Origin of the sequence: Brevundimonas sp., assembly GCF_036400995.1 — a bacterium.
Taxonomy (GTDB): Bacteria; Pseudomonadota; Alphaproteobacteria; order Caulobacterales; family Caulobacteraceae; genus Brevundimonas.
Map to the genome: position 1 here is coordinate 1 of NZ_DASWWG010000110.1, position 14,008 is coordinate 14,008.

Annotated in this window: 15 protein-coding genes; 9 read left to right on the forward strand and 6 right to left on the reverse strand. The window is 70.3% G+C overall.

Features of this window, described 5'->3' with window-relative positions; genetic code table 11:
* Positions 1-1,766, forward strand: a 1,766-nt coding sequence (gene glyS / locus VGE03_RS15125; protein WP_331047304.1) for a glycine--tRNA ligase subunit beta, incomplete at its 5' end; no start/stop codon positions are given.
* A gap of 218 nt (positions 1,767-1,984) precedes the next feature.
* Here the strand turns inward: glyS and VGE03_RS15130 are convergent.
* From VGE03_RS15130 to VGE03_RS15150, 5 genes are all read right to left on the reverse strand, one after another.
* Positions 1,985-2,962, reverse strand: coding sequence for a glycerophosphodiester phosphodiesterase family protein (locus VGE03_RS15130; RefSeq protein WP_414644973.1), 978 nt, complete (start codon positions 2,960-2,962; stop codon positions 1,985-1,987).
* Positions 2,963-3,002: 40 nt separating this feature from the next.
* Positions 3,003-3,908 carry a cobalamin biosynthesis protein CbiG gene (locus tag VGE03_RS15135; protein ID WP_331047306.1) on the reverse strand — a complete coding sequence of 302 codons (906 nt, stop codon included), beginning with the start codon at positions 3,906-3,908 and terminating at the stop codon, positions 3,003-3,005.
* 179 nt (positions 3,909-4,087) lie between these two features.
* Positions 4,088-4,594, reverse strand: coding sequence for a hypothetical protein (locus VGE03_RS15140; RefSeq protein WP_331047318.1), 507 nt, complete (start codon positions 4,592-4,594; stop codon positions 4,088-4,090).
* Between the two features lie 12 nt (positions 4,595-4,606).
* Positions 4,607-5,404: an exodeoxyribonuclease III gene (xth, locus tag VGE03_RS15145; protein ID WP_331047307.1), complete on the reverse strand. Its 798-nt coding sequence runs from the start codon at positions 5,402-5,404 to the stop codon at positions 4,607-4,609.
* A 97-nt stretch (positions 5,405-5,501) separates the two neighbouring features.
* A complete protein-coding gene (locus tag VGE03_RS15150; RefSeq protein ID WP_331047308.1) occupies positions 5,502-6,479 on the reverse strand; it encodes a hypothetical protein in 978 nt (325 codons plus the stop codon).
* A gap of 135 nt (positions 6,480-6,614) precedes the next feature.
* Between VGE03_RS15150 and VGE03_RS15155 the strand changes: the two genes are divergently transcribed.
* Genes VGE03_RS15155 through VGE03_RS15180 form a run of 6 tightly spaced genes read left to right on the forward strand, consistent with a single transcriptional unit; the run spans position 6,615 to position 11,447 of the window.
* Positions 6,615-7,706: an MBL fold metallo-hydrolase gene (locus tag VGE03_RS15155; RefSeq protein WP_331047309.1), complete on the forward strand. Its 1,092-nt coding sequence runs from the start codon at positions 6,615-6,617 to the stop codon at positions 7,704-7,706.
* Positions 7,703-8,476, forward strand: a complete 774-nt coding sequence (locus tag VGE03_RS15160) for an enoyl-CoA hydratase (protein ID WP_331047310.1) — start codon at positions 7,703-7,705, stop codon at positions 8,474-8,476. The genes VGE03_RS15155 and VGE03_RS15160 overlap by 4 nt, the downstream gene beginning before the upstream one ends.
* Before the next feature lie 34 nt (positions 8,477-8,510).
* Positions 8,511-8,984 (forward strand): N-acetyltransferase, encoded by a 474-nt coding sequence (locus VGE03_RS15165; protein WP_331047311.1) that lies wholly within the window; start codon positions 8,511-8,513, stop codon positions 8,982-8,984.
* Positions 8,985-9,025: 41 nt separating this feature from the next.
* Positions 9,026-9,580 carry a DUF1285 domain-containing protein gene (locus VGE03_RS15170; RefSeq protein ID WP_331047312.1) on the forward strand — a complete coding sequence of 185 codons (555 nt, stop codon included), beginning with the start codon at positions 9,026-9,028 and terminating at the stop codon, positions 9,578-9,580.
* Complete coding sequence (locus VGE03_RS15175; RefSeq protein WP_331047313.1) at positions 9,577-10,239, forward strand: CoA pyrophosphatase; 663 nt, start codon at positions 9,577-9,579, stop codon at positions 10,237-10,239. The genes VGE03_RS15170 and VGE03_RS15175 overlap by 4 nt, the downstream gene beginning before the upstream one ends.
* Positions 10,236-11,447 carry a CCA tRNA nucleotidyltransferase gene (locus VGE03_RS15180; protein ID WP_331047314.1) on the forward strand — a complete coding sequence of 404 codons (1,212 nt, stop codon included), beginning with the start codon at positions 10,236-10,238 and terminating at the stop codon, positions 11,445-11,447. The genes VGE03_RS15175 and VGE03_RS15180 overlap by 4 nt, the downstream gene beginning before the upstream one ends.
* On the opposite strand, the gene VGE03_RS15185 is transcribed toward VGE03_RS15180, so the two are convergent.
* Complete coding sequence (locus VGE03_RS15185; RefSeq protein ID WP_331047315.1) at positions 11,428-12,378, reverse strand: endonuclease/exonuclease/phosphatase family protein; 951 nt, start codon at positions 12,376-12,378, stop codon at positions 11,428-11,430. The genes VGE03_RS15180 and VGE03_RS15185 overlap by 20 nt on opposite strands.
* Positions 12,379-12,452: 74 nt before the next feature.
* Between VGE03_RS15185 and VGE03_RS15190 the strand changes: the two genes are divergently transcribed.
* Positions 12,453-12,932 (forward strand): DUF4112 domain-containing protein, encoded by a 480-nt coding sequence (locus tag VGE03_RS15190; protein WP_331047316.1) that lies wholly within the window; start codon positions 12,453-12,455, stop codon positions 12,930-12,932.
* Positions 12,933-13,080: 148 nt separating this feature from the next.
* A partial coding sequence (locus tag VGE03_RS15195) for a DUF2793 domain-containing protein (RefSeq protein WP_331047317.1) occupies positions 13,081-14,008 on the forward strand: 928 nt, incomplete at its 3' end.

Below are 14,008 nucleotides of genomic sequence, written 5' to 3' on the forward strand. Positions count from 1 at the left end.
AGCGGATCATCGCCCTGTTCGACGGCGCCGTGGTCCCGTTCGAGATCGACGGCATTCAGAGCGGCGACACGACCGAGGGCCACCGCTTCCTCGGCTCGGGCCAGCCGTTCTCGGTCAAGGACTTCGCCGACTACCGCCAGAAGCTGGAGCGCGAGCACGTCCTGCTGGACGTCGCCGACCGCAAGCTGCGCATTCTCGAAGCCGCCCAGAAGGTCTGCGCTGACAAGGGGCTGGCTCTGGTCGACGATGATGGCCTGCTGGACGAGGTCGCCGGTCTGGCCGAATGGCCGACCCCGATCCTGGGCGACATGGACCCGCAGTTCCTGGCGCTGCCGCCCGAGGTCGTGCGCCTGTCGATGAAGGTGCACCAGAAGTATTTCGCGGTCCGCGACCCGGCCAAGCACGGCCTCGCCCCCCACTTCGTCGTCGTCGCCAACGTCGAGGCTTCGGACGGCGGCAAGGCCCTGGCCGCCGGCAACAGCCGCGTCCTCTCCGCCCGCCTGAACGACGCCCGCTTCTTCTGGGACGAGGATCAGAAGGTCGGCTTCGAGCCCTGGCTGAAGAAGCTGGAAGGCGTGACCTTCCACGCCAAGCTGGGGACCCTGGCAGAGCGCGTCGAGCGCATCGCCGCCCTGGCCCGCGAGATCGCGCCGCTGGTCGGCGCGGACCCGGATCAGGCCGAACAGGCCGCCCGTCTGGCCAAGGCCGACCTCGCCTCGGGCATGGTCGGCGAGTTCCCGGAACTGCAGGGGATCATGGGCGGCTACTACGCCCGCGCCTTCGGCCAGCCCGATGCGATCGCTGACGCCATCCGCGACCACTACAAGCCGCAGGGCCCCTCCGACACGGTCCCGACCGCCCCGCTGACGGTGGCCGTCTCGCTGGCCGACAAGCTCGACACCCTCGTCGGCTTCTTCGCCATCGACGAAAAGCCCACGGGGTCGAAGGACCCCTTCGCCCTGCGCCGTGCGGCGCTGGGGGTGATCCGGCTGGTGCTGGAGAATCAAGCGCGGCTGGGTCTCGTGGAAACAGTGGCCGCTACTCTCCAAGGAGTGCTCGAAGATGCTTGGCGTAAGCGGCTGAGCCCCGGTTTCGATGAGGAAGCCATCAAGGACGCCTTCCATCAGTTCGAAGGCACCGAGCTCTGGCTGCAAATCACGGAAGACGTGAAGGGTATCAACGCCAGAGACGATTGGGATCGTTTCACGAGACAAGAGGCGAAAGACTACGGCAGCCACTTGATCGAGGCTGTCCTCGCCTTCTTCGCCGACCGCCTGACCGTCCTCCTGCGCGATCAGGGCCAGCGCCACGATCTCGTGGCCGCCGTCTTCGCGCTCGGCGACGACGACCTCGTCCGCATCGTGCGTCGGGTGGAGGCGCTGGCCGCCTTCCTCGCCACCGATGACGGCGCCAACCTGCTGGCGGGCTACAAGCGCGCGTCCAACATCCTCAAGGCCGAGGAGAAGAAGGGCGCGCTGCCGACCGGCATGGTCCAGACCGGCCTGCCGAACCAGCCGGAGGAGGAGACCGCCCTGGCCTTCGCCGCCGCCGCCGCCGCGACCGCCGTCGACGCCGCGCTGGAGACCGAGGACTTCGCCGCCGCCATGACCGCCCTGGCCCGCCTCCGCGCCCCGGTCGACGCCTTCTTCGAGAAGGTCATGGTCAACTCGGACGTGGCTGCGGAACGGGACAACCGTCTGAAGCTGCTGGGACAGGTCCGCTCGGTCATGGGCCGCGTCGCCGACTTCGGCCAGATCAACGGGTAACTGCATCTCACCGACTCACCTCTCCATTCGCCTCCAAGCGAATGGAGAGGACAGATCGGCGCGCCAGCGTCGATCAGGTGAGGGCGGCTCCGTCAGGGCAGGAGATGCCTCGAACACCGGTGTCTGCGGGCCGACCGCCACCCACCGCGCCGCCCCCTCCTGACCGCTGCGCGGTCTGTCCTCCCCATCGCCTTGAAGGGGCGATGGAGAGGTGAGGCTCAGCGATACCTCGGCTGGTCCATGAAGGCCGTGTCCAGCCCGTAACCGCCGAACCGCGCCAACCGCTCGGTGATCCGCCCATGCCCCGCCGGAGCATCCCCGATCCGGTCGCCCTCCGGCAGGAAGGCGTTCTCGGCCCGGAAGGTCCAGGCGGCCACCTTCAGCCCCGCGGCATGCGCATCCCCGATCAGCCCCGTCGGCGCGCCCGGCTCCGGCTCGATCATCGCCGTGTCGGCCCCGATCCAGCTGGCGTAGGCCCGAACCCGCGTCAGCCCCTCCGGCGTCGCCATCTCCGCATAGGTCAGGTCCGGCCGGTCCGTGGGGCCGCCCTCCCGGGCCATCAGCTGCAGCAGGGGCGTGTCGATCCGCGCGGCCAGCCGCTCCAGCGGCCCGACCTCGAAGCACTGGACCAGCACCGGCGCGTCCGCTCCGGTCAGCCCGTGCCGCTCCAGCACGGCCACGAAGGCGTCCTCCATCGGCAGGCCGATCCCGGCGAAGTAGGCCGGATGCTTCAGCTCCGGCGCCACCCCGATCCCGGCCTCCGCCGCGATCGCCAGCACCTGCTCGAAGGTCAGGATCGGCTCCTGCCCGTCAAAAGCCGTCCCGCGCAGTTCCGGCAGCCGCTCCCGCGCCCGCAGGGTCATCAGCTCGGCCAGGGTGAAGTCCTCGGTGAACCAGCCGGTCACCGCCTGTCCATCGATGGTCTTGGTGACCCGCCGGTCCGCGAACTCCGGCCGGTCGGCGACATCGGTCGTGCCGCCGATCTCGTTCTCGTGGCGGACCACCAGAACCCCGTCGCGGGTCATCACCAGATCGGGCTCGATGATGTCGGCGCCCTGCGCGATGGCCAGGTCATAGGCCGCGCGGGTGTGCTCGGGCCGTTCGCCCGAGGCGCCGCGGTGGGCGATGATCAGCATATCGGCCACGGCGGGGCTCGCGGTCAGGAGGAGCAGGGCGGTCAGCATGGTCCGGAACATCGCGCAGCGATAGCGCCGCGCCACGACACCCCGGTGAAGGCTACGCCCCCAGGATCCAGCCTTCTTCCTGCTCGACCTTGGCGATCAGCGCCTCGTCCGCGCCCTTGGGCGGGCCGAAGGCCTTGGCCAGATCCCCGGCGTCGTCCATCTTCGCCAACGCTTCGGCGGTGACGCGGACCTGGGCCTGGTCCTTGTATTCGCCCGGCTCGGGCTTGGCGTTGAACATCGACGGCCACACCTCGACGACCACGGCCGACAGGGGCTCCACGTCCGCCGCGTCCAGCGTGCGCCAGCCGGTGCCGAACGGCCAGACGGCGCCCGACGGGCCGAGGGCTTCCAGCAGGCGGCGGACCATCGGAACGCCGGTCAGGGTCTGGCCGCCGACCGCGCCGGCGCCGTGCATCTGCCAGACCGACTTCGGCTGAAGCTTGCCCTTGCGGGCCGCGTCCTCGGTGGCGCGGAACTCGGGGATGTCGGCCCCGGCGCCCGCGGGCGGCTTGGTCGTCGTCAGCCAGCGCTGGGCCTGCTTGGCGGGGGCGCCCCAGAACGGCCAGGCCTCGTCGGTCATCAGCCGGTTCATCTTGGCCGCCACCTGGTAGCGGTTGTTGGTGTTGTCGGCCTTGTCCACGACGTTGGCGGCGATGAATTTCCACATCGCCGACCACGGGGTCCCATCCAGCTTCAGGCGCGCGGCCGTGCCGACCGGATAGCCGAAGTTGAAGTCCAGCCCGACCAGCACCCGGTCGCCCCGCTTGCGGTGTTCCGAGATCAGCTTGTTCAGCAGGGCCTCGCCCTCGGCCCGCGTCGCGACGTTGTGGGTCTCGGTATACAAGCGGAAGCGGACGTCCCGCTTGGCGACGCCGATCCAGACCGACTGATCGCCGAGCTTCTTCGTCTCGGCGGCGGTCCAGTCGGCAATGATGACGGCGTCGAACAGGCGGGCCACGAGGGGCTCCTTCAGGCTACTCGGTAAACAGGTGGGGGCTTCCTAGTCTCCTCCCCGTTGCGCAGCAATGGGGAGGGGGACCGCGAAGCGGTGGAGGAGCTCTGTCCGCGCGCCCGGTGAAGAGCCCCTCCGTCTCCTCGCGAGGCTCGGAGCCACCTCCCCACTTCGCGGGGAGGAGACTATCCTTTGAGCAGAGCTTCCAGATGCGACAGCCAGCGGCGGCCCAGGCGCAGGGCCTCGCCGGGAGAGCCCGTCTGGACGGGCGCCGTGGCGTCCCACAGGGCCAGCTCGAACTCCGGGTGCCGGGCGTCCGCGAACATAAGCCGCAGCACCACCTGCTCCGCGTCGGGGGCCAGGATGTCCAGCGACTTGCGGGTTTCGCCCCGGCGAACGCGGGCGACGACATGGCCGTCGACGATGATCTCGCCGCCCTCGATCTCCTCGAAGGCGTAGACCAGACCCGCCGCGCCCCGGTTCCACAGGACGGCGACCTGCCCGCCGTCAAAGTCGAGCCCGGCCGCGCGCCCTTCGGCCGGGGACAGGGCCTCGGCTTCGGGCGCGGCGCCGAGCGACTTGAGCAGCGTCCGGCGCATCCGCCGCACGGGCTCCATCCACCAGACCAGCAGCAGGGCTCCGGTGGTCAGCGCCGCCGCGGCCAGCGCCACCAGCAGGATGACCCGGAACACCTCGCCCAAGGATCAGTCCTCCAGCTCGACGACCACGGGGACGTGGTCGGACGGCTTGTCCATGTCGCGGGCGTCGCGATGCGTCTCCACGCCCCGGAACCGGTCCGCCGCCTGCGGCGACAGCAGGTGGAAGTCGATGCGAATGCCGTGGTCCCGCTGCCAGGCGCCCGCCTGGTAGTCCCAGAAGGTGTAGGTCCCGGGCGGCTGCTTGCCCAGTTCGCCGGCTTCGCTCAGGCCGAGGTAGCGCAGGGCTCGGAAGGCGGCGCGGCTCTCGGGCTGGAACAGGGCGTCATTGACCCAGGCCTTGGGATCCTTGGCGTCGTCCGGCGTCGGAATGACGTTGTAGTCGCCGCACAGGGTGAAGGCCTCTTCCTGCGCCAGCAGGGTGCGGGCGTGGGCCTCCAGCCGCTCCATCCAGCCCAGCTTGTAGGCGAACTTGGGGCTCTCCACCGGATTGCCGTTGGGCAGGTACAGGCAGCCGACCCGCACCGGGCGGGGGCTCTCGATCAGCGCCTCGATGTAGCGGGAATGGACGCCGTCATCCTCGATGCCGGACTGATCCTCGCCCGGCAGGCCGCGCCTTACGTCGGACATCGGGAATTTCGAGAGCAGGGCGACGCCGTTGTAGGTCTTCTGCCCGTGAACCTCGACGTTGTAGCCGAGGCTTTCAAAGGCCTCGCGCGGGAATTTCTCGTCGATGCATTTGATCTCCTGGAAGCCGACGACGTCCGGCCGGGCGGCCTCCAGCCACGCCAGCACGGTGGGCAGGCGGGCGTTGACCGAGTTCACGTTCCAGGTGGCGATGCGCATGGGGCGGAAGCTAAAGCGCGTCGCGGGGCGAGGGAAGCGGCAACGAAAAACGCCCCGGAGTCTCCTCCGGGGCGTTCCGATCGGCTTGCGCCGGGTCTTACTGTTCGGTCGCCGGGGCGGCCGGAACCTGGGTCAGGGTGCAGCCCCCGCCGATCCGCTGGGCGGCGGCGCAGGGATAGATCTGCTGGGTCTGACCGGCGGTGTCGAGGCGGGCGATGTAGCCCTCGCCCTCGGCGGCGCACTTGGCTTCGAAGAAGCGGCCGTTGGCGTTCGAGCCCATCAGACGGACCTGGGTCACGTCACAGCCGGCGGCGGTGGTGCCGGCCAGCTTGGTCTCGAAGCCGTTGGCCTGCTCCAGCGCGGTGGTGAAGCGGCAGGTCCCGCCCATGGCGTTGATCTGCAGGCAATCCTTCAGATCCCAGCCGGTGGCGGTCTTTTCCAGCCAGTAGCCGTCGGCGTCGGCGCAGCCGACTTCGTAGACCATGTTGTTGTCGTCGCTCTTGCCGATCGCGGCGGCCTCATCGACCGTGCAGGTGGCGCCGGCGGAGCGGGCCCAGTTGCCGATGACCAGGACGCCGTTCTGGTTGGCGGGGCTGACGCACTGCTGGCCGACGTCGGCGTTCGGGTCGCGCGAGCGGGCGATGGCGGCGGTGCCGGCCAGCTCGATGCAGCTGAAGGCCTGCGGCGGGGTCGAGGCGATCAGGATGTAGCCTTCGGCGTTGTTGCAGGCGACCTCATAGACCTGCGACTCGGTGATGGTGCCGGGGTTGGCGGCCTCGGTCATTTCGCAGGTCAGGTTGTTGGCGGTCAGCTGGGCCTGGGCCTCGGCGCGGATCTGCTCCGGCGTCTTGGGGGCGGCGGGCTGGTTGCGCTGCGGACGCTGGCGGTCGCGGCGACGCGCGGCCTCTGCGTCACGGTCGTTCTGGTCGCCGCCGATGCGGCCGGGCAGGACCTGCTCGCCGCGCGGGGTGCGACCGCCGCCGCCGACGGTGATCTGGGCCAGGGCGGGCTCGGCCGCCATGAAGGCGGCGGCGAAAGCCATCGCCGCCATGGCAAGCATCTTCTTGGTCAACACGGGAGAACTCCGGAAGGAAAACGTCGGCGACACCCTTGGCGAGGGGCTGGCGCGGGGTCAAGGCGAGAGTGCCGTCACGCTGGACGCGGACGGACGGTTCAGGCTATCCCTCCTGCGTTGCGATTGGAGACGGACTTGGCGGACGGCGTGATCCCGGCGGAGATGGAGGCGAGGCCCGCCGAGCGCGGCCTGACCTATCCGTTTGCCGGACCTCCGGCGTCCGGTGAGGCGATCGCCGTGACGCCTGACGTGCTGTGGATGCGCGTCGCCATGCCCATGCAGCTGGATCACATCAACGTCTATGCGGTGCGCGACGGCGACGGCTGGGCGGTGATCGACTGCGGTCTGGCGATCAACGGCACGAAGGACGAGTGGGAGCTGCTGCTGGCCGGTCCCATGGGCGGAGCGCCGGTGACGCAAGTCATCTGCACCCACATGCACCCGGATCACATCGGCCTGGCCGGATGGCTGTGCGAGCGCTTCGACGCGCCGCTGGTGATGACCCGCCTCGAGTATGTGATGGCCCGGATGCTGCTGGCCGACACCGGCAAGGAGGCGCCCGAGAGCGGCGCGGTCTTCTATCGCGCGGCCGGTTGGGATGAGGCCCAGATCGGCCGCTACCGCAAGGAGTTCGGGCGTTTCGGCATGGCGGTGTCGCCGCTGCCGGCCGCCTACCGCCGCATCCGCGAGGGCGACCGCCTGACCATCGGCGGGCGGGACTGGACGATCGTCGTGGGCGAGGGGCACAGCCCCGAACACGCCTGCCTCTGGCGGGAGGATGACGGCGTGGTCCTGGGCGGCGACCAGATCCTGCCGCGCATCTCGTCGAACGTGTCGGTCTGGCCGACGGAAGCAGACGCCGATCCGCTGGGCGACTGGCTGGTGTCGCTGGAGCGGATGAAGACCGTCTTCCCCGATGACGTCCTGATCCTGCCGTCCCACGGCGAGGTGTTCCGTGGGGTGCAGACCCGGCTGGACGCGCTGATCCGGGGACACCGTGTGGCGCTGAAGCGGCTGGAGCGCAGCCTGCGCGAGCCCAAGCGGGCGGTGGATGTGTTCCCGGCCCTGTTCGCCCGACCCGTCGGCGACGGCGTGCGCGGCATGGCCACGGGCGAGGCGATCGCCCACCTGAACTACATGCTCCTCCAGGGCGCCGTCGTTCGCGAACGCGATGCGGACGGCGTCGACTGGTGGCGCGCTATCAAAAAAGGGGAGGAGGCGGCATGACCGACCACATCAAGACCGAACTGGCCGGCGGCGTGCTGAGCGTCACCCTGGCCCGGGCCGACAAGAAGAACGCGATCACCCAGGCCATGTACGCCGCCTTGGCCGAGGCGACCGAGCGCGCCCGGACGGACGACGCCGTGCGGGTGCTGGCCTTCCGTGGCGAGGGCGACAGCTTCTCGGCGGGCAATGACATCGGCGACTTCATCGCCATCGGCTCGCAGGCGGGGCAGCCGACCGACATGCCGGTGTTCCGGTTCCTCAAGGCCCTGGCCGATCTGGACAAGCCCGTGGTGGCGGCGGTCAAGGGACGCGCGGTCGGCATCGGCCTGACCCTGCTGCTTCACTGCGACATCGTCGTGGTGGCCGAGGACGCCCTGCTGTCGGCGCCCTTCATCAATCTGGCGCTGGCGCCGGAGGCGGCGTCGTCGATGCTGCTGCCGGCCGTGCTGGGTCATCAGCGCGCCTTTGAGATTTTCGCCCTGGGCGAGCCGATCGACGGCCGGACGGCGCTGGCCTGGGGACTGGCCAACCGAGCGGTTCCGGCGGAACAGGTCGAGGCCGTGGCCGCCGAACTGGCCGGCAAGCTGGCCGCCCGCGCGCCGAACTCCATCCGCAAGACCAAGCGTCTGATGCGCGACGCCGAACGCCTGTGGGACCTGATGCAGCGCGAGGGCGAAGCCTTCGGCAGCCAGATGAAGAGCCCCGAGGCCATGGAGGCCTTCATGGCCTTCACCCAGAAGCGCGCGCCGGATTTCTCGAAAGCCGGTTGATTCCCGGCCGCGCGGGCCTTAGGTGCGCGCGCTCATGAACCACGCCGCTGACCAGACCCAGGTGCGCATCGACGCCGAAACCCCCGCCGACATCGCGTCGGTGGAGGCGCTGGTCATGGCCGCCTTCGGGCCGGGTCGTTACGCCAAGACGGCAGAGCGTATCCGCGAGAAGGCGGACATCGCGGCCGGCTTCGTCGCCCGCGAGGGCGGGAAGGTGATCGGCGCGGTGCGTCTGTGGTCGATCACGGTCGGCGATCAGCCGGCGCTGTTCCTCGGACCTATCACGGTTTCCGCCGACAGCCGGAAGGGCGGATTGGGTGCGGACCTGGTGCAGGCCTGTATCGCCCATGCGGGCAAGACCGGGATCCTGCTGGTCGGCGACGCCCCCTATTTCAGCCGGTTCGGCTTCCGGCACGCCGGCGGGGTCTGGCTGGAAGGCCCGGTGGATCGCCGCCGGGTGCTGTGGCTGGGCGACGGCGAACCCGCGGGCGTCGTCCGCGCCGCCTGACCGGGTTTGCAGGCCGGGGCGAACACCCTAAGTCTGACGACATGGCGAGCGCCGGAAAGACGACAGAACTGGCCGCCGTGGCCGAGGCGGTGAAGCAGGCGCCGGGGCGCGGCCTGCCGCCCGTCCACCTGTGGCATCCCGAACATTGCGGCGATATCGACATCGTGATCCGCCGCGACGGCGTCTGGATGCACGAGGGTTCGCCGATCGGTCGTCCCGAGCTGGTGCGGTTGTTCTCGACCATCCTGCGCAGGGACCCCGACGGCTATGTGCTGGTGACGCCGGGCGAGAAGCTGTCGATCACCGTCGAGGACCTGCCGTTCCGCGCGGTGGCGATGGAACGCCGGGGCGATGCGCTGGTCTTCACCACGGACGTCGGCGACGAGGCCGTGGCCGGGCCGGAGTTTCCGCTGGTCGTCGAGACCGACCCGGAGACCGGCGAACCGGCCCCGCGCGTGCGGGTCAGGGCCGACCTGTGGGCGCGGATCGCCCGGCCGGTCTTCTACGAGTTGGTCGAGATGGCGGACGAGGCGAATGGCGACCTGATCGTGCATTCGGCCGGCGCGGCTTTCGGCCTCGGGTCTGTGTCCGCATGAGTCTGGTCAGTCTCCGCGAACGTCTGCTGGGCAAGCTGACGCCGCCGTCCGACTGGTCGGCGGACGCCGCGCCCGCGCGCTCGGACTTCGACCTGAATCCCGACAGCCGCCTGACCGGGCGGACCCTGCGCCCGGCTGCGGTGCTGATCCCGATCATCGCCGGCGAGGCCGGAGCGACGGTGCTCATGACCCGGCGCTCGGACAGCCTGGCCAGCCATACCGGCCAGATCGCCTTTCCGGGCGGACGTCTGGACCCCGGCGAGACGGCGGTCGAGGCCGCGCTGCGCGAAGCCTTCGAGGAAGTGGCCCTGGACCCGTCGGTGGTCGAGGTGCTGGGCGTCGGCGACGCCTATGAGACCGGGACCGGCTTCCTCGTGACGCCCGTCGTCGGCTGGCTGACGGAACCGCCGTCCGTGACGGCCTCGCCGGACGAGGTGGCGGAAGTGTTCGAGGTGCCGTGGAGCTTCGTCATGGATCCGGTGAACCATCGGCGGGACTCCTACCAACTGGAGGGGCAGCCCAAGCGCTGGTTCTGGGCCATGCCTTATCAGGAACGCTACATCTGGGGCGTGACGGCCGGCATCCTCAGGAACCTGTGCGCCCGGCTGTACGGCGATGAGCCGGACCGCATCGCCGCGGCCGGCGAGGATGCGGCATGAGCGCGCTGGCCGCACAGGACTGGCTGACGGCGCCGTCGACGCGCTCCGTGATCGCGGCACTGGAGGCGGCGGGCGGTCCCGGCTGTGCGCGCTTCGTCGGCGGATGCGTCCGGAACGCCCTGATGGGGCGGCCGATCGACGACATCGATATCGCCACCACTCTGAAGCCCGAGGAGACGGAGGCGGCGATCCGTGCGGCGGGGCTGAAGGCCGTTCCGACGGGCATCGCCCACGGCACGGTGACGGCGGTCGCGCAACGCCGGCCGTTCGAGATCACGACGCTGCGCCGCGATGTGACCACCGACGGGCGCAACGCCACGGTGGCCTTCACCGACGACTGGGCCGAGGACGCCGCTCGCCGCGACTTTCGACTGAACGCGCTGTACGCCGATCACGAAGGCCGGGTGTTCGATCCGACGGGAGAAGGCGTGGCTGACGCGGCGGCGGGCCGGATCGTGTTCGTCGGGGACCCCCGCACCCGTATCCGGGAGGACTACCTGCGGATCCTGCGCTTCTTCCGGTTCTTCGCCTGGTACGGGCGCGGCGAACCGGATGCGGCGGGGCTTGAGGCCTGCCGGGATCTCGCGTCCGGCATGACCCGTCTCTCGGCCGAGCGGGTGTCGAAGGAACTGATGAAGCTGCTGGCCGCCGCGGACCCGCGTCCGGCCATGGCCGCGATGATCGGGACGGGCGTCCTGGCGCAGGTGCTGCCCGAGGCGGGCGATCTGGCCCTGTTCGATGCGGTCGTGGACCTGAGCGACGATCCGGTCGTGCGTCTGATGACCCTGTTTCCCGTCGACGCGGAGGCCATACGGACGGCGGCCGAGCGCCTGCGCTTGCCGAACAGCACGCGCGACCGGCTCGTCGCGTCAGCGGTCGCGGCTCCGGATGTCTCGCTGGCGATGACGGACGCGCAGGTGCGCGCCGCGGTCTACCGATACAGGGGACAGGCAGTCTCCGACGCCGTCCTGCGACGGGCGGCCGAGGCGCCGGGCAGCGACGCCGCGCGCCTGCTGTCGATCGCCCGGACCTGGGTCCCGCCGCGCCTGCCGGTGGGCGGCAAGGAGGTCGCCCGCCTCGGCGTCGCGCCGGGTCCGGAGACGGGGCGTCTGCTCAAGGCCTTCGAAGCGGACTGGATCGCCGACGATTTCCCGACCGGCGGACACGCCGAACGCCTCGCGGCCCTGGTCAGCGCGCGGCGCGCGTAAACTCCGTCACGACCGGGCGGTGGTCCGAGCCGTTCGGACGTCCGGTCCGCCGGCTGAGGAAGGCCAGATCGGGCGAGCGCCAGACCTGATCGATGGTCATGCCGAGCGGCGAGGGGAGGTCGCTGGGCCAGGTGCCGGGGAAGCCGGCGGCCGGCAGCATTCCGAGTTCTTCCTTCATCTGCCGTCCGATCCGGCCGTTGGAGACGCTGTTGAAGTCTCCGGCGATGATCACGGGCCCGTTCAGCGTTCGTCGGATATCGCCCAGCGCCATCGTCTGGCTGATCTGGCCCCACTGGTACTGGAACGGCCATGGCCGGGTCAGATGGACCCCCACGACATTGACCTCGCCGAGCGGCGTCTCGGCGACGGCGGTGACCGAGTGCAGGCCGTCAGGCCGGTTGGCGACCTGCCGCAGCGGCCAGCGCGAGGCGATGATCGAGCGGGACGGGCCGCGGGTCTCGTCCAGCCGCATCGACCCGGCGCGATGGGGGTAGCCCTCCAGCAGCGTGTCCAGATCGCCGAGCGCGCCCTGTCCGAGCTCGATCAGGACGACGATGTCGGGGTTCGCCGCCTCTATGGACCGGCGCATCGCGGCCACGTCGTCGTTCAGGTAATAGACGTTGGCCGAGTAAAGCCGGATGACCGGAGCGCCCGGCTCGGGTTCGCCCGGCTCGGGGAACCACTGCGGCGCCGCGCAGACGAACATCATCAGGCTGGCGATGAAAGCGGCCCAGACCGCCTTGCGCAGACGCAGCAGGCTGACGAGCACGGTTGCGACAACCAGCGCGATGAACAGGGGGGCGGTGAACTGGGCGAAAATGTCGACCCAGCGATGACCTATCCGCGCCTGAAGCAGGCTGGTCAGGATCAGGGCGCCGGCGAAGCCGACGACCGCCAGCCCGTCCAGCCAGGGACGGAGCGTCGCCCACAATGACGAAGCCTCTTGCGCTTTATGGTGAACGCCGGTCTCCATGGCGCGTTACGGTCTCGCTTTCGGAGGATGGAATGGCCCGACGGACCCTCGGCGATATCGAGAAAATCTGGAGCAATGTCGAGACCGTCAAGAAGCTGTCCGACCGGGTTGTCGGCATCGGCCCGTTCGGCGTGGGGATGGATGGTCTGCTGACCTGGATCCCGGTGCTGGGCACGGCCTACACCTTCGGCGCCGCGGGCTGGCTGGTGATACAGGCGGTCCGGGCCAAGGCGGCGCCCGGGACCATCGTCCGGATGGTCGGGTATCTGGGCCTGGACACCGTGACCACGGCGGTCGGGGAGGTGCCCTTCCTCGACTTCGTGCCCAGCGTGGCTGACGTCCTCTTCCCCGGCCACCTGATGGCGGCCAAGGCGCTGCAGAAGGACATCGAGAGCACTCACTGGGTCGAGGCCCGCGAGGCGGACGCCAAGGCGTCGGGCGATCACGACCGCCATCTGGCGCGGGTAAAGGCCGATCCCAAGCTTCGTCGGGTGGTCTACCTGCACGACTGAAATGCGCGGGAGTTAATGTTGAGCCATCGTATCGTCGCCGGTCAGGGCGTTGATGCGAAAGGCGAAACGCTCCGGGCCAGCGTCATGAGCCCGCCTGAGGAAGGGCCGCGTCCACACTGATCTCCGACGATTGATCGCGGAGATTTCGATGAGTGACGACGAAAGCGCCCGGCTGGGCCTGCCCTATCTGGCGGCCGGGCAAATGCAGAAGCATGTGACCGTCAACGAGGCGCTGACCCGGCTGGACGCCCTGGTCCAGTGCCGGGCCGCCAGCCGGACCGTCGCAACCGCACCCGCCGCGCCGGAGGACGGCCGCCTCCATATCCTGCCCGAAACGATCGACGGCGAGGCATGGAGCGCGTTCGCCGCCGGCGATCTGGTGCGGGCCGAGGCGGGAAGCTGGGTCCGGCATGATGCGCCGGAGGGGCTGCTGGTCTGGATCGGCGACGAGGCCGGGTTCGTGGTCCGTGAGGGCGACGACTGGACGGCGCTGGGCGCGCGTCTGGGCGGGATCGGGCCGATCGATCGGCTCGGGCTCGGCACGACCGCCGACGAGGCCAACCCCTTCGCGGCGAAGCTGAACAAGGCGCTCTGGGCCGCGCGGGAGGTCGCCGAGGGCGGCGACGGCGATCTGCGTCTGACCCTGAACAAGGAGGCGGCGGCCGATGTGGTCTCCCTGCTGCTGCAGTCCGGCTACGGCGGTCGGGCCGAGCTCGGGCTGATCGGGGATGATGACTTCGCGCTGAAGGTCAGCCCGGACGGCGTCGTCTGGCAGACGGCACTGGCCGTCGAGCGGGCGACGGGACGGGTGAGCTTCGCCCGGGGCGCGGGGCGGCGCGAGACGACCGCGTTCACGGCCGGTGGCAGCTGGACCCCTCCGGCCTGGGCGCGGACCGTCGAGGCGGTGGTCGTTGCCGGAGGCGGCGGGGGCGGCGCGGGCGCTTTCGGCGGCTCCGGGGCCCGCTATGGGGGAGGCGGCGGCGGGGCGGGCGGTGTCAGTCGCGCGATCTGGCCCGCGGATCAGCTGGCGGCGGGGCTCACGGTCGTCGTGGGAGCCGGTGGCGCCGGCGGCGCGG

Coding starts and splice junctions, on each gene's coding strand:
- VGE03_RS15130 (WP_414644973.1), bottom strand. CDS start 2,962: ATGTTCCGGACCATGCTGACCGCCCTGCTCCTCCTGACCGCGAGCCCC.
- xth (WP_331047307.1), bottom strand. CDS start 5,404: ATGCGCATCGCCACCTGGAACGTGAACTCGGTCAACGCCCGCCTGCCC.
- VGE03_RS15160 (WP_331047310.1), top strand. CDS start 7,703: ATGACCGACCACATCAAGACCGAACTGGCCGGCGGCGTGCTGAGCGTC.
- VGE03_RS15165 (WP_331047311.1), top strand. CDS start 8,511: ATGAACCACGCCGCTGACCAGACCCAGGTGCGCATCGACGCCGAAACC.
- VGE03_RS15170 (WP_331047312.1), top strand. CDS start 9,026: ATGGCGAGCGCCGGAAAGACGACAGAACTGGCCGCCGTGGCCGAGGCG.
- VGE03_RS15175 (WP_331047313.1), top strand. CDS start 9,577: ATGAGTCTGGTCAGTCTCCGCGAACGTCTGCTGGGCAAGCTGACGCCG.
- VGE03_RS15180 (WP_331047314.1), top strand. CDS start 10,236: ATGAGCGCGCTGGCCGCACAGGACTGGCTGACGGCGCCGTCGACGCGC.
- VGE03_RS15190 (WP_331047316.1), top strand. CDS start 12,453: ATGGCCCGACGGACCCTCGGCGATATCGAGAAAATCTGGAGCAATGTC.